Source organism: Paenibacillus antarcticus, assembly GCF_001637225.1.
Taxonomy (GTDB): Bacteria; Bacillota; Bacilli; order Paenibacillales; family Paenibacillaceae; genus Paenibacillus_AQ; species Paenibacillus_AQ antarcticus.
In genome coordinates, this window is sequence record NZ_LVJI01000014.1 from 35,867 (window position 1) to 50,501 (window position 14,635).

Genomic DNA, 14,635 nt, shown 5'->3' on the forward strand with positions numbered 1-14,635 from the left:
GCAGCGAGTATTCGATTATCATTGGCTTCACGAAACGTTGGATGCAATATGTACCACATTAAATTGTAAGCCTCATGACCTGTGGATTCACACTCCATTTTCACAAGTATAGGAGGCTTCGCATTGGACTGCAAAACCATTCTACCTTTAACAATCATTGAGTTGTTGTAGTAGTTGTTGCATTTTTTTTATGCCTTCGCATTGAGAGGCTATAATTGCATAAAGAATGGGTTTAAGAGATGGGCAGATATTGAAATGAAGTACGTTGTTTGACATTCGTACAGCACCCTCATGATGAGGAATCATCTCTCTCACAAAATTCGCATTTATACCATTTGTAACAGGAGCTGAACCCATTTGATTAAACATCATTTCAGTTATTTTCTTAAATCTATTCATATATTGAAATCGTTCATAATCTGCATTTACAAGTAGGCTACACTTATACTGTATGGCTTCCATATTCGAGATACTTTTTGTCTGTTCTGAAATAATATTCGAAGCGATTGTTTGTAGTTCAAGGTTTGTTGTAAACCGAAGTAGATTCCTAGACATTTCAATTGCTGCTAGGTGGTGTGGGATCATTTGATTAATAAAGTTGTCTGAAATGCTATTGGTGAGGGGTACACTTGTCATATCTCTAATCATGGTATTGAGAATCTTGTAGTAAGAATCAAGATAAGCTTTCGTCACATTACTTAGTTTGAATTTACGCTCCATAGGCTCAACACTCCTTTTTGGATAGTGTATGTGCAGCGGTAGTGTGCTGTGTCTTTGAAGTTATTGACTATATTGATCTTTTCGTTCTGCTTCACTTTCTTTTTAATTTCTAAATCATTCAAAATAGGGACAGTATCATCTTAAGTTTATTCTCCTGAGTTCATTTCTTCTGCAGATCCTGCTTCATCCAGAGCTTTACAACCATCTCAACGAATTCTGCCCGACTTATTTTGACGGTTGGATCAAATTGTGAATGATTGGTAACTGTACGAAAGAAATCAAAAAAAGCCACTGACCATATCGTCAGTGACTAGTTATTTTTATGATTTGCAGTCCATTCTACTAAGATCTCAGGTCGGACTGCTGCTTGTTCAAACACTAAGTTCGATCAAACAGTTACTTGATTGGACTCAATTAGCAACTTTTTCCTACGAATTAACATAACAACCAAGTAACATCCATAAATCAAATAAATAATATTCAATATAGAAACAGCCATTATTTCTTTGTCTTCAATAACACTGCTCGTCATTTGAGCAAGCGCATCAAACAAAAAATGAAATGCGATCAAAGGAATAATATTGTTTGTCATTTCTATTAGTAAAGCAAGAATAAAACCGATCAAAAGCGCATTGATAACTTGTAATGACGTAGATACAAGATCCTTTCCACTAAGCGCGTTAGCCATATGTAGAATACCAAAGAAAAATGAAGAAAAAACGATATAAAAAACAGGTCCTTTAAACTGAAGTCTTTCTCTAATGATTCCCCTAAAAATCGTTTCCTCCGTATAACCGACAAGTAAAGAAAAAACAATTATTAGTACAATCTTAGTTACAGTTAGTTCTAAGTTGAAACCACCCATGATCGGTTGAACAAGCGCAATGATAAGTAACGGAATATAATAGAGCGCTACCTTTTCTTTGCGGATATGCAGCTTATTGAAACCAAATATGCTCAACGAACGATCCCTTTTTCTCATGTACAACGTAACAATCCCTGCCATTACCAAAAATGCACAAGCTTGGGCTGTCATGATGCCTGTGTCCTCAAATTTCGCTATTGATGCGACAGTCGATGCCACTGCAACCAATAAAGTTAGCACAATCCCCAGCATAATTGAAAATAATATTGGATGTCCTTTGGCTACATTTTCTTTCATCCATTTCTCTCCTCTAATAAACTGCACATTTTGTTTTCTTGAGATATTCTACCTAAAGATTGGAAATTTCTCAACCTATTTTGAATAGGTATTATTCACTTGACAAGTTTCAAACCAATTGCCTCACCTAATACCATTTCTAATATCGCGCCACCAGATTCACCTATTCCTGTCCAGATTTGTAACTTAATTTCAAACCTATGACACCTGCTAATAGAAGTAAAATCAAAAGATTTCAGGAAGAATCGTTCCGACTGTACCCGTGCCTACTAACACTGCATTATACAGTGCCCACCACCGGAAGCTTTCGTCCAGCCCTAATCATTAAATAGAAGCTGATAATGATACAGAATACCGTCCCTATCCACGTCCAAATATCACTTGCATGTTTTTATCCAATCACACAAAAAACTTCAAAAATATCCTTCCTATACGATCTCGATCTTTGACGACTATTAATGTCATCGACAATGATACACCTAATACCTTCGTGAGAGTCACTCTGTATTGAAATAATACCTTCACATTACTTTTTATCCCAAGTGGCATACTAACCCTCAGATGAATTTAAAATCACACCACAGGAGGATAATAATGAGGAAACAAGAATGGCTTATTCCCGCATCTCAGGGACTTGGCTTCAAGTTGAACAAAGGTCAGATTGTCCGTGTAACCGATGTCGAAGGTGAGCAGGTAGCCGATTTCGCTGCCTATAGCGCAAGCAACCCGAATGAGCGAATTGACCCTAGCGTAACGATGGACGCTTTGCATAAGATGAATGTAATGCCTGGAGATATTCTCTATTCTAATCAATATAATCCGCTACTTACCCTTGTTACAGATACTGTAGGACGGCATGATTTCATTAATTCGGCCTGCCGCCCAGAGATGTATGAGTTCCTGTATAACAAAAAGGATCATGCAAGTTGCTATAACAACCTAAATGAGGCACTTGCGGTATTCGGTCTATCTGCACCTGACCAACATTATCCTTTCAACCTATTTATGAATACGGTTATCGACCCATCTGGAAATATTAGCGTGGAAAGACCGCTCTCTAAAGCTGGTGATTATGTTGAACTACGTGCAGAAATAGATCTGATCATCGCCATATCCGCTTGCCCTTGTTCAGAAAGTGTCTGCAACGGTGACAAATGTACACCAATCGCTGTGAGAATAATGTAACCTCTTCTATTAAACACTCTCCTTGAATACATTGACTTGTACAACATTTATTCTATGTTTAAGGAGCGTTGTCCAATGAATGCTTTCTTCACCTATATGGTACTTGGTATTTCGTTATCAGCACCCATTGGTCCAATCAATGCGGCCCAACTAGATCGAGGGGCACGAATGGGCTTTACTCATGCATGGCTCCTGGGTCTTGGCGCTATGTGCGCAGATTTCATTTACATGTTGCTTATCTACTTCGGTCTAGCGCACTTCCTAAATACGCCATTTATGAAAACCTTCCTGTGGACATTTGGTAGCTTTATTCTTCTCTATATTGGAATAGAAACACTGAAAAATATTAATGCCACACCCGAAATTTCCACACGTAGTAGCCAAACCGGAATGAACTCATTTCGCTCCGGTTTTCTAATGGCACTGATGAATCCACTTAATATTCTATTCTGGCTTGGTATTTATGGTTCAATCCTTGCGAATAGTGTTCAGAATCAGGGTCTCTCCCTTGTCCTATGGCATAGCATGGGTATCTTTGCTGGCATACTACTTTGGGATGTAGTCATGGCATTGATGGCAAGCTCATTTCACCGTTTCGCAGGTCCTTCCACTCTGCGTATCATTTCAGTCGTTTCTGGACTTTCCTTACTAGGTTTTGGCCTTTATTTTGGTTATCATGCATTTGTGCAATTGTTTGGATAATAGACGCATACGGAATCAGAATTTACGTGTCTTTATACAATACATTGGATATACTCTCGTCTAGGCATTCACCCATCCTTTTACCCTCGCATAGTATGTTTTGTACTTAACGAGGAGGGTTTAATTGAGATGGCCCATTTGAATACTAAAGTATGGCTGGAAGCACATACGGTTGAACTACCCGATTGGCAGCAGGATGCGTTTAGCCAGTTCACGTCTATGATTGCTGAACCTAGTGGTTCGTACCCCTGTATCCCCGGACGTCAGGGATTTCTGTCTAATCATCTACGATTCGGTTTCGCAGCAGATCCGAGAAGTGATCAAGCGATTACGGAAGTTGCCCAATTACTTCAGGAATATGGTAATTGCTCACGAGATACAGGTAAATACGCTTCGCTTGTTATTTTCTTTGAGTCCCCCAAGGACCTATCCGAAGACTTCTCTATTGAAGAATATGAACAAATATTCTGGTCCGTCTTAACTAGAGTAACCGCAGCCGATACGACGCCCTGGCCAGATCAAATACCCACTGACCCTTCTCACCATTCATGGGAATTCTGTTTCGATGGGCATCCTTATTTCGCGTTCTGCGCAACCCCAGCACATGTGCTTCGGAGAAGCCGTCACACACCCTATTTTGTCATCGCATTTCAGCCTCGCTGGGTATTTGATGAAATCAATGATTCAACAGTAATGGGCCGGAATATGAAGAAGCTGATACGCAACAAGTTGGTCGAATACGATAATATCCCAGCACATCCATCTTTGAAATGGTATGGGCAAGAAGACAATCTGGAGTGGAGACAGTATTTTCTACGAGATGATGAGAGTGTTCCATCCAAATGCCCGTATACGTATATGAAGAACAAAGCCAAGTCACTAAAGCTGATATTTCACAAGTAAAACTAGAGGCATCTTTTACACACTCTATTTGTGTGTGAGATGCCTCATTCGTATACAGTATACATTTCAACAGGATAGCATGATGATTTCTAACCACATGTGGACGTGATAAAACATACCTAATTTGACTTGTATACAAAACAAGTAAGTGATAGTACCTATATTCATAGGCGCCCGTTTATAGCTAACTAACTAGGATTTATTTGTCTATATTGATTCCAACTTGCCACAAGGTGTCCAATCGAGAACAACACCGCGGGTATAAGGAATATCAACGATTCAAGCCACACTCCCATCATGATAAAATACAATGCAGGAAATACCGCCATGGGAACCGGGATAAATCCTAGTGGCTTAAACAATTGATCATACGCTCTGCCTTTTATATAGAAGCGAATCCAACAGCTATAGTAAAGTACAATGCATACACCCAATAGAACAACTATAAAGTTCATATTTTGTTCTGCAATTGTGATACCAAATACTATAGGAAGAGTTAAGCAGGTGAAACGCCCTACCTGTTCTAATACCGTTATGAATATATGTGTATTTCGTAAATTCGATGGAACATGCTTTGGCGGAAGAAATGCAAATATGATGTTGGGTAGTAAAATTAGTACTATCGCAAATATTCCTACTATATGAACTCCCATCTACATTGCAACTCCTCATCCTACCAGCGTATTATTGACATCCCATGTTACTTGTTCAACCGCCTTTACTACTTTTATAATAATAAATCGTAGCATCTAATTCACCACTTGCAGATTTCGCATAGTTGGGAATCCGTCCGGCTTGAGTATACCCTACTGAGGTGTATAGGAGATTGGAAGGATCGCCTTCTCTAGTATCGAGAACTAATAATGATCTCCCCTCTAGCTTGGCTCTTTCATCAACCGTTTGCATAAGTGCACGACCGATGCCATTACGTCGATAATTAGGATGTGTCATTAATTTTGCAATTTCGGCTCTATGACTACCGTTTCTCTTCGTACACAATTGCAGTTGTACAGTGCCCACGATGACTTTGTTAATTGTTGCAACAAAAAGTATGACTCCAGGTTCTAATACATTTCCCCAATAGTGTTCAGCTTCCTCACGATTTACCGGGGGTAAGAACCCTATCGATGCACCATCTTCTACGACTTTCATTAATATTTCCGATAGCTCATCCATATGATTACCAAGGGTATGTAATTCTTCTATTTCCACTTGATTAGCCATAATTATCCCTCCCTAGAGAATGCTATTTCTTTTCAAAATCTATCAACTTGCTCTTGTTCATTGAGTTTAAACATTCTTTGTTTAATTTTAATTCGATTTCACCTAACTCCATAGCTAAACTTAGGTCTACTCTAATTCCATAGTCTATATACAGTTAAACATTTACTATGATGGAAGCTACCGTGTTGGCACAACCATGAAGTACCCAACTTGAGATCATAGAACCCTCAGATTGTTTGTCATTAATCCAACCCATTAACCAACCCCAATCCCAAATAAAAGGGATCATCAAGAATAGGATTAGCTCATATGTATTTATATACCATATACTATGTTATATGAATGGTAATAAAAGTACAGTGACTTTTCATATCTATCTCTCTAAACTATATCGCTTCATATCCATGTAGATTGAATGCCAGTGTATGGCCGAACACAACCATTTTCTCTGAGTTAGTTGCATATGTCATCCACTACACGCAAAAAAAAAGGCGAAAAAGCTGTAAATATCGCTCCTCCGCATACTTCAGATAACAACATAACATTAAACTATTTTCTCTTGTTACGGGTCATAACATTGAAAATAACCACGCCAACTACCACGAATCATATATTTGTAGGGAATTCCGATAGAAAGCTACGCCATGACAATAGCCCCGATAACGATAATAGAACCCAGCACAGCACCTACACCACCAACATAAGCAACAAAGGATCCGTAACCTTATTTACTTCAGTATATCTTCAATCTGAGTAATAATATCTTCTCTTAACTCAATACCAGAAGCATTAGCATTCTCTGTTACTTGCTCTGGGCGACTTGCACCGACTAGTGCGCTGGCTACATTGGAGTTACGTAGAATCCATGCGAGTGCGAGGTTTCCTACAGAGATCCCAAAGTCTCCAGCAATGACCTCTAGCTGCTTCACCTGGTTAATTCTCTCTGCCGTGATGCCTTTACGTACCCATTCGATTTTGGCAGCACGGCTGTCAGTCGGAATATCGAAAGCGGATGTATACTTTCCTGTCAAAAGACCCTGTGCAAGCGGAGAGAATACGACCTGCCCGATGCCTGATCGTTCGCTGAGCGGCATAATTTCCTTCTCAATGTAACGATCAAACATATTGTATTTAGGCTGATTCACTACGATGCGGTCAAGCAAGTAACGGTCGGCAACACCCAATGCTTCTGCAATTTGGGAAGCCTGCCATTCACTCACGCCGACATATAACACTTTGCCTTGACGGATAAGGTCATCTATAGCGCGTAGCGTTTCATGTATGGGGGTCTCTGGATCATGTCGGTGACAGTAGAAAATATCTACATACTCATGGCCAAGCCGCATTAAGCTCGCATTCACCTGCTCTATCACATGCTTGCGTGATAATCCACGGTCGTTCGGACCTTCTCCCATCGGCCAGAACGCTTTGGTAGCCAATACGTAAGACTCGCGTGGATATGCCTTCAGTGCCTTTCCTACCAGTTCCTCAGCTGCGCCCTTCTCATATACATTCGCTGTATCAAAGAAGTTAATCCCCAGATCATATGCCGTCTTAATGGCGTTCACAGCATGCTCACGTTCAACATACCCACCATATGTAAGCCAGCTTCCTAGACTGATTTCGCTAACCTTAAGCCCACTCCCACCTAATCTCCGGTACTTCATTTCATATTCCTCCTTGAGTTATAGAGTTTATAAATATGTCGATCTACCATGTGCATAAAGGAAAGTGCACCTCAATGGTACACCATGATTATCCGTCTGAATAGCCTTGTTTCACCAATGTTTCACGACACTCCGTGCAAGGAAATCGCGCCGATATGGTGCAAAATCCCCATGAGAAGATATCATATAATATTTGCTCAAACATCACATGCCAAATAGCCTATACGTAAACAAGAACAGATCGTAAAAATGGCATTGGTATCCATCGTTTACTCTCCTACTCTCATTGATATACATAAATTTGGTTTGCATTTACCATAAGTCCCACTCTTTTTTCAACATGATCTGACCATTGGGTTCGTGCATTCCTGTATCTCAACACTACATAATGCGAGTATATATCTCAAAATACATAGGCTTACTAGAATTTTCTATCTATTCTTCTAATATTTCTATCGATATGACAACTAATTTATAGAATTGATTCCTTAGTCTCTCATAAAAGTTATCCAAGTGTCGTACAATCTTCATTAACGCCATTAACAATATTCACCATAACTATGATAGGAGACGATACGCGAACCCACGTATTTACTCTTTAGACAAGAGCTTTAAGTTGCTAAACGCTCAGATCTGAACGAGTCCTATATCGCTAAATCAAAGGAGACCTAATATGATGACATCTTTTCGTTTAACGCAGCCGTCTGGATCCAAAATAATTACCTTTTGCAGTATTCTATTGATTGTTACCGGCATTCTACTTCTATTACCTAATACAGCATTTGGCCACGGTTACATCGAAGGCCCTGCTAGCCGTGCTGCGCTATGTAAATCTGGTCTGAATAAGGATTGTGGATCCATTATCTACGAACCACAAAGCCTTGAAGCATCGAAGGGATTCCCTGAAAAGGGGCCTGTCGACGGTAAAATCGCAAGCGCAAACGGAGCATTCTCTAAACTTGATGAGCAATCTGCTACCCGTTGGTCCAAGGTTAACTTATCCCCCGGAAGAAATACATTTACTTGGAAGATTTCCGCGGCACACGCTACGTCAAGTTGGAAATACTATATTACGAAACCTAACTGGAATCCTAATGCACCCCTGACAAGGGATTCCTTCGATCTCTCTCCATTCTGTTCAGTAAATTATAATGGGGTTCAACCGCCCTTTTCCTACACCGATACTTGCTATGTTCCCGAACGAAGCGGATACCATGTCATCTTGGCTGTATGGGAAATTGCTGATACTGCAAATGCTTTCTATAACGTGATTGATGTGAATTTTAGCGGAAGCAACCCTGTAGATACACAAGCACCTACTGCACCATCGACATTGACTTCTACGTCTATAACTACGAACAGTGTGTCATTGAACTGGAAGGCAGCTTCCGATAATGTTGGCGTAACTAACTATCAAATTTTTAATGGAACTTCTTTCGTTACTAACGTATCTGGAACAGCACACAGTACCACCTTAACTGGATTAACTCCGAATACCGCGTACACTTTTAATATTAAAGCGATTGACGCGGCTGGAAATATCTCTGTTGCTAGTAATTCTGTGAGTGTAACCACAGATGCTCCACCAACTATCGATACACAAGCACCAACAGCACCCGGTGGTTTGCACATCATGGGAGTACCCACTTCATCTAGCTTACAGTTAATGTGGAACAAATCGACAGATGATGTCGGCGTCATTGGTTACCGTATATACAATGGAAAGACATTGTTAACGACTATTTCAGGGGCCGTCACGGATTATACTGTAACAGGACTAAGTGCCAATACAAATTATATATTCAGTGTTAATGCCCTTGATGCAGCTGGCAATCAATCCATTGCAAGTACAGTAAATGCTACAACCGCACCTGCTCCTACAACACCTACAGAATCTGAGTGGAAAGCAAACACTCATTACGCAGTAGGCGCGCTAGTTACCTATAACGGATCTACCTATGCTTGTCGTCAAGCTCATACCACACTTACTGGGTGGGAGCCTCCTATCGTTCCTGCTCTGTGGTTATTAAAGTGAATTTAGATTATTAAAATAAGCATGATGTCTCCTCTAGAAGGTAACATCATGCTTATTCAATATTGTTACAACATAATAGTTGTGTTCTGATGTTATTGAGCGTATACGATTTCCTTCAGATCCTTATTCGTATGTAATTCCCAATAACGTTCTGCGATGAGATCCGGATCAAAGAATGTACCAGGAGATACATTTCCAGTTATTGTAACTGTACCCACATGTACCCCATTAGGATTCAACTCTTCAGCTAAAGCGAATGCCAATGCCCGAATGCCTGCTTTACCAATCGATAAGGAAGTATATTTAGACGAAGGTGCCACTGCAAGTCCCCCGCCCGTAAATATGATCGTACCCTTATTCTGTTCTATGAACGCCGGAATCACTTGCTGAGCACTCGTAAGTGCACCTGACACATTCACTTTAAAATCTTCTTGTAATTCTGTCTCAGTCAATGTCTGTGGATCACTTTTACTTATTGCGGCTGCATTATATACTAACACTTCTGGCGTCCCGAATTTCTGTATAATTTGATGAAAAGCATTCGTTAACGAATGACCATCTGATGCATCAGCGGTTATACTATAAGCCTCCACATCCTGTTCAGCCAGTTCACTTGTATATTGATCTAGAGAATGCTGATTTCTTGCTACAAGTACGACTCGAAATCCGTTTGCACCAAATTTCCTTGCAACGCCCGCGCTCACGCCAGATCCTGCTCCAACAATAACCAATAAGGGTTTACTCATCGTTTATTAGCTCCTCTACTATTTAATATTCCCTAAATTTACTATGTAGTATCCTATTATTCCAATAGAAATGATTGTATTTATATTCAAAATTTCAATACGAGCTTAAAAATACAAGAAGCTAAATAAATACAACAGCATTTGTACTATCAAGTAGAAACTTCACTGAGGTCAAACAATTAGTTTTTTCGTTTATATATGTAATCAAAGTGCCTGAATGTTCATTTCTCTCTAGTTTCCTAAGATCATTTCAAACGAAATTTAATCTTGTGGATACCAGTCCATGCTACTTCTAGCCAACCCACATAATATGATAGATCTTGGTAGGAGGTGTAGGTGTATATCTTGAGATCTCATCATTATCATAATAAAAGTAAAAGCTTATGTCGTTCAAAGAAAGAAAAGAAATGTCAGGATATTATCATTTGTAAAAAGAAAGTCGTTCAAGTAACATGTCCTCCACAAAATATTATAGTTAAAGTACTTAAAGGTCCTACCGGGGCTAACGGCGTTGCCGGCGTTGCTGGAGCTACGGGGGCCACGGGGTCAACACCTACTACATTTACAAAAGCTATTCTATTTGGAGGCGCCAATACGGGTTTTCAACGAGTATCAGGTTCACCAGGAGCCTTGTCGCAGACAATTCCATTTGTCGATGCAGCAAATGGGAATATTGTTGGATTTTCAGGATCAATAAATACAAATAATTTACCCGTTGGAAGTTATCTTTATCAGATATGCTTTGATGTTATTAATAATGCTGTAACACCTTTAGTAAATAACATCATATCTACTATAACGCTAATGACAACAGCAGTTATTACTGGTACTATCATTTTTTCGATTAGACCATCAGATATTGGATCTCAGCCTGTACGTGTATCAAATAATGCACCATATGTGCTAGCGCCTGCTACAGTAACTTGGACCAGTAATATAGTAGGTGACCCTGTCATAAGAAATGATGCCATTTCTCTATTTTTAAATATGAATGTTACACAAAGCGCTGTATATTCAGTCTTTATAAGCTCAGATATTTAGTCATAAGAATGAATTATAATCGAAGTACTCGACCCTCTTACAAACATAAAAAAGGTGAAGCAGGAAATACAACCTGCTTCACCTTTTTATTGTCATCTTTCGTTAAAAAGGTTTCATGCCTAATGTGTCTATTTTCTCACCCGTGATATCTACACCCATCCTACTTGTGATATCGCGATAGTGCCCCGCACGACGTTTAACAGAACTGCCTTCCGTCTCACCCAGATTCGTCTCCAAGCCATTAAGAACCATAATAGTTATCCCAAACCCCGGTTGGCTCAAGCCTTTCGCAATATCCTCTTTCGCAGGCTTCCACTTATTAATAATAACATCGTGAGCTGAAGGCTTAGGTGCTTGCGGTGTCATCCAGAACAGAATAGCAGTCATGAACCCAACTTTTCCGTCTGCTGAGATGATTTCCGGCTTACTAAGCAGCACGTTTTTGTCCCCATAAATGATAGAACTAAATAATCCATAGTTGAAGTTCCAGCTCATCATGATGGGTCCCCGTCCATAGTAACGCTTATCTTTCACGCCTGGATAAAGTTCACTAGTTGCTGGATCGACGAAGGCATCCTTATTCACGCCTGTCCGACCTGCAATATTCTCATTCCAGAACAGTCCCCATTTCAATTCCCCACCTGGTGCGGTTGCCCAACCTCCTCCTGTCTCATGTGCTAGGTTTGCTAGAAATGCAGCAAGTTCACGCTTACGATCCTTCTTGAACCCTTCCTTTAGGAATGTTCCAAAATCGACGATAACCGTATCGATTTCCTTCTTCAGGTTATCCGATGAGTTGAAGTCAGATGAACGGGATATCAGTGTCTCAATTCTCGCTTCCTTGTCCAATCTTTGAATCTCCTGAGCGCTAGTACTTCCTTTACGGGTACTAATCTTTAATTTAATATTTGAGACCTCTGTTACGGCCGCAATCAAATTGTCATAAGAGAAATAGTCCACTTGATCCTCTTTATAATACTCTTTACCTTTGGCAGCTTTATACCACTCAGGTGAACCTAATCGATAAGGGAACAAACTCTCGTATTCCTTTTGTGGTAACACCTCTTTAACCGCTGTTATGGCTTGATCTGGCTTATAGTCAGGATCGATGCCACCCCATTTGTTCTCAATCTCCTTGAGCGTTAGGAAATGGTTCTCGCCAACGGCAAGTGCGCTACCCTTGAAACCGTTTACACTAATTGAGGAAGTAATAGTTACCTTATTCTCACTAACGACCTTGCTACTGATTTCTGCAGCTGAAACACTCAACGGGGAAGCTAGTAGAACAGCGCCTAGAGATAAACATAGGGTCCGATGAATCAGACGGTTAGATACTTGATAATTCCTTTTAGACACATTCATTCTCCTTTTTTTACTTATATTGTAAATCATTACTATATTATAGGAAATGTAAATTTATTGTAAATAGTTCCAATTACCTGCATGCAAATAGTCAATACAACTTTTTCATTCGACAAGAACATGTGTGTATTTCGACACGTCCAAAATCTTGTCACATGATTGTCGGCAATTAGGAACTTACATCAACGTGTCCCCTTATATTTACAAATTAATCGCATTAATTTGTGATCAGCAAGTAAATTGGGTAAATTAAACATTTTTTATATTCTTTTACCATAATTATGTAATAAAAATAGCCTTAAGTTATATGAATTATTATCAAGTACAAATCAAGTACAGAATACAGTCACTTTCCAGTGAATGTATATAAATTCGTTTCAACAACAAAAAGGAGGTGTAATTTGAAATATATATTTAAGGTTTAACTGGAATCAGTCGTTGTTAAGTGGGTCCCCAATTTAAAGGAGGAGTAATTAAATGTCATCTTTGCGTCTTTTTAATTTTTCTATGGCAAAATTTTTAGTGTACAGTTGTATCGTCTTGTTAGCATCGGTAAGTACTTTGTTATTCGCTGGAAATTCTTATGCACACGGATATATCGATGGACCTGCAAGCCGCGCAGCACTATGTAAATCTGGGCAGAACACGAATTGCGGATCAATCATTTATGAACCACAGAGTCTGGAAGCACCTAAAGGATTCCCTGCTGCTGGACCTGCTGATGGGAAGATCGCAAGTGCCAATGGCGCTTTTCCAAATCTTGATGAACAAACTGCAACTCGGTGGTCTAAAGTAAACATAACGGCCGGTACTAATACCTTTAACTGGAAGATATCGGCTGCTCATGCAACAACAAGTTGGAAGTATTATATTACAAAGGCCAACTGGAATCCTAACGCCGTTCTTACTCGGGATTCATTCGACTTGACTCCCTTCTGCTCAGTGAATTATGGGGGTAAACAACCGCCATTCACATATTCAGACACATGCAACGTGCCTGCTCGCAGTGGTTACCAAGTAATCTTGGCTGTGTGGGAAATCTCTGATACTGCTAATGCCTTCTATAATGTCATAGATGTCAACTTTAGCGGTAGCAATCCTGTCGATACCCTAGCACCTTCAGCACCATCAGCTCTTACATCAACTGGTAAAACATCCACCAGCGTTTCGTTAGCTTGGAATGCATCAACAGATAATGTAGGTGTAACTGGCTATCAAATATTTAAAGGATCAACCTTAGCTGCTACTGTATCTGGCACAACATTAAATTACTCCGCAACCGGACTTACCGCGAATACCGCCTATACCTTTAGCGCCAAGGCGATAGACGCTGCTGGTAACGTCTCAATTGGAAGTAATGTTGTAAGCGTGACTACAAATGCACCTGACCCTATGGACACCCAAGCTCCAACAGCACCTGGGGGCTTACATGTAATGGGAACCCCTACGTCCTCAACCATTCAGTTAATGTGGAATGCATCACTTGACAATGTTAGCGTTACTGGTTATCGCATTTTTAATGGAACGCAACTCGTTGCATCTGTACCTGGAACAACTACGGATTATACTGTAACAGGGCTTAACCCAGCCACTGTATATACTTTCAATGTGTATGCGGTCGATGCCGCGGCCAATCAATCAACAGCCAGTACCGTAAATGGCACCACTGCAGTTGCGCCAACAACAGCGGCTTGGGCAGCGAACACAGCTTACACATTAGGAACGTTAGTATCCTACAATGGTTCAGTGTACTCATGTCGTCAACCCCATACATCATTAGCTGGTTGGGAACCTTCAAATGTACCTGCATTATGGTTACTGCAGTAAATAAAATGATCATATAATCCCCATCCTAAACATGCATATTACATTCTGTGTGAATGTTCAT

General features: G+C 40.1%; 14 protein-coding genes and 2 pseudogenes. 7 read left to right on the plus strand and 9 right to left on the minus strand.

Annotated elements, in window-relative coordinates; all coding sequences use genetic code 11:
• Nucleotides 1-34: 34 nt before the first annotated feature.
• Nucleotides 35-112: pseudogene (locus tag PBAT_RS24710) on the plus strand (helix-turn-helix domain-containing protein); the annotation flags it as partial.
• A 35-nt stretch (nucleotides 113-147) separates the two neighbouring features.
• Here PBAT_RS24710 and PBAT_RS08740 read toward each other — a convergent pair.
• The 3 genes and pseudogenes from PBAT_RS08740 to PBAT_RS26365 form a co-directional block, all read right to left on the minus strand.
• Entirely contained in the window at nucleotides 148-720 is a 573-nt protein-coding gene (locus PBAT_RS08740; RefSeq protein WP_068648604.1) for a DUF305 domain-containing protein, read from the minus strand.
• A gap of 388 nt (nucleotides 721-1,108) precedes the next feature.
• Nucleotides 1,109-1,882 (minus strand): CPBP family intramembrane glutamic endopeptidase, encoded by a 774-nt coding sequence (locus PBAT_RS08745; protein ID WP_068648606.1) that lies wholly within the window; start codon nucleotides 1,880-1,882, stop codon nucleotides 1,109-1,111.
• A 95-nt stretch (nucleotides 1,883-1,977) separates the two neighbouring features.
• Nucleotides 1,978-2,061, minus strand: a pseudogene (locus PBAT_RS26365) (QacE family quaternary ammonium compound efflux SMR transporter); the annotation flags it as partial.
• A 415-nt stretch (nucleotides 2,062-2,476) separates the two neighbouring features.
• On the opposite strand from PBAT_RS26365, the gene PBAT_RS08750 reads away from it, so the two are divergent.
• From PBAT_RS08750 to PBAT_RS08760, 3 genes are all read left to right on the plus strand, one after another.
• Complete coding sequence (locus PBAT_RS08750) at nucleotides 2,477-3,067, plus strand: DUF1989 domain-containing protein (RefSeq protein WP_068648608.1); 591 nt, start codon at nucleotides 2,477-2,479, stop codon at nucleotides 3,065-3,067.
• Between the two features lie 75 nt (nucleotides 3,068-3,142).
• Nucleotides 3,143-3,769 (plus strand): LysE family transporter, encoded by a 627-nt coding sequence (locus PBAT_RS08755; RefSeq protein WP_068648610.1) that lies wholly within the window; start codon nucleotides 3,143-3,145, stop codon nucleotides 3,767-3,769.
• A 129-nt stretch (nucleotides 3,770-3,898) separates the two neighbouring features.
• Entirely contained in the window at nucleotides 3,899-4,672 is a 774-nt protein-coding gene (locus PBAT_RS08760; protein WP_068648612.1) for a YqcI/YcgG family protein, read from the plus strand.
• Nucleotides 4,673-4,860: 188 nt separating this feature from the next.
• Here PBAT_RS08760 and PBAT_RS08765 read toward each other — a convergent pair whose 3' ends face one another.
• The 4 genes from PBAT_RS08765 to PBAT_RS08775 all read right to left on the minus strand — a co-directional run bounded on the left by PBAT_RS08765 (nucleotide 4,861) and on the right by PBAT_RS08775 (nucleotide 7,563).
• Nucleotides 4,861-5,325, minus strand: a complete 465-nt coding sequence (locus PBAT_RS08765; protein WP_068648614.1) for a hypothetical protein — start codon at nucleotides 5,323-5,325, stop codon at nucleotides 4,861-4,863.
• Between the two features lie 55 nt (nucleotides 5,326-5,380).
• Nucleotides 5,381-5,896 carry a GNAT family N-acetyltransferase gene (locus PBAT_RS08770; RefSeq protein ID WP_068648616.1) on the minus strand — a complete coding sequence of 172 codons (516 nt, stop codon included), beginning with the start codon at nucleotides 5,894-5,896 and terminating at the stop codon, nucleotides 5,381-5,383.
• 154 nt (nucleotides 5,897-6,050) lie between these two features.
• A complete protein-coding gene (locus PBAT_RS25555) occupies nucleotides 6,051-6,188 on the minus strand; it encodes a hypothetical protein (RefSeq protein ID WP_169810096.1) in 138 nt (45 codons plus the stop codon).
• Between the two features lie 436 nt (nucleotides 6,189-6,624).
• Nucleotides 6,625-7,563, minus strand: a complete 939-nt coding sequence (locus PBAT_RS08775; protein WP_068648618.1) for an aldo/keto reductase family protein — start codon at nucleotides 7,561-7,563, stop codon at nucleotides 6,625-6,627.
• 676 nt (nucleotides 7,564-8,239) lie between these two features.
• Between PBAT_RS08775 and PBAT_RS08780 the strand changes: the two genes are divergently transcribed.
• Complete coding sequence (locus PBAT_RS08780) at nucleotides 8,240-9,598, plus strand: lytic polysaccharide monooxygenase (RefSeq protein WP_068649045.1); 1,359 nt, start codon at nucleotides 8,240-8,242, stop codon at nucleotides 9,596-9,598.
• Between the two features lie 92 nt (nucleotides 9,599-9,690).
• Here PBAT_RS08780 and PBAT_RS08785 read toward each other — a convergent pair whose 3' ends face one another.
• A complete protein-coding gene (locus PBAT_RS08785) occupies nucleotides 9,691-10,344 on the minus strand; it encodes an SDR family NAD(P)-dependent oxidoreductase (RefSeq protein WP_068648619.1) in 654 nt (217 codons plus the stop codon).
• Nucleotides 10,345-10,689: 345 nt separating this feature from the next.
• Here PBAT_RS08785 and PBAT_RS08790 point away from each other — a divergent pair, with 345 nt between their 5' ends.
• Nucleotides 10,690-11,385 (plus strand): hypothetical protein, encoded by a 696-nt coding sequence (locus PBAT_RS08790; RefSeq protein ID WP_149466357.1) that lies wholly within the window; start codon nucleotides 10,690-10,692, stop codon nucleotides 11,383-11,385.
• 102 nt (nucleotides 11,386-11,487) lie between these two features.
• Here PBAT_RS08790 and PBAT_RS08795 read toward each other — a convergent pair whose 3' ends face one another.
• Nucleotides 11,488-12,747 carry a chitinase gene (locus tag PBAT_RS08795; RefSeq protein WP_188016961.1) on the minus strand — a complete coding sequence of 420 codons (1,260 nt, stop codon included), beginning with the start codon at nucleotides 12,745-12,747 and terminating at the stop codon, nucleotides 11,488-11,490.
• 477 nt (nucleotides 12,748-13,224) lie between these two features.
• Between PBAT_RS08795 and PBAT_RS08800 the strand changes: the two genes are divergently transcribed.
• A complete protein-coding gene (locus PBAT_RS08800; RefSeq protein ID WP_068648625.1) occupies nucleotides 13,225-14,574 on the plus strand; it encodes a lytic polysaccharide monooxygenase in 1,350 nt (449 codons plus the stop codon).
• Nucleotides 14,575-14,635 lie beyond the last annotated feature (61 nt).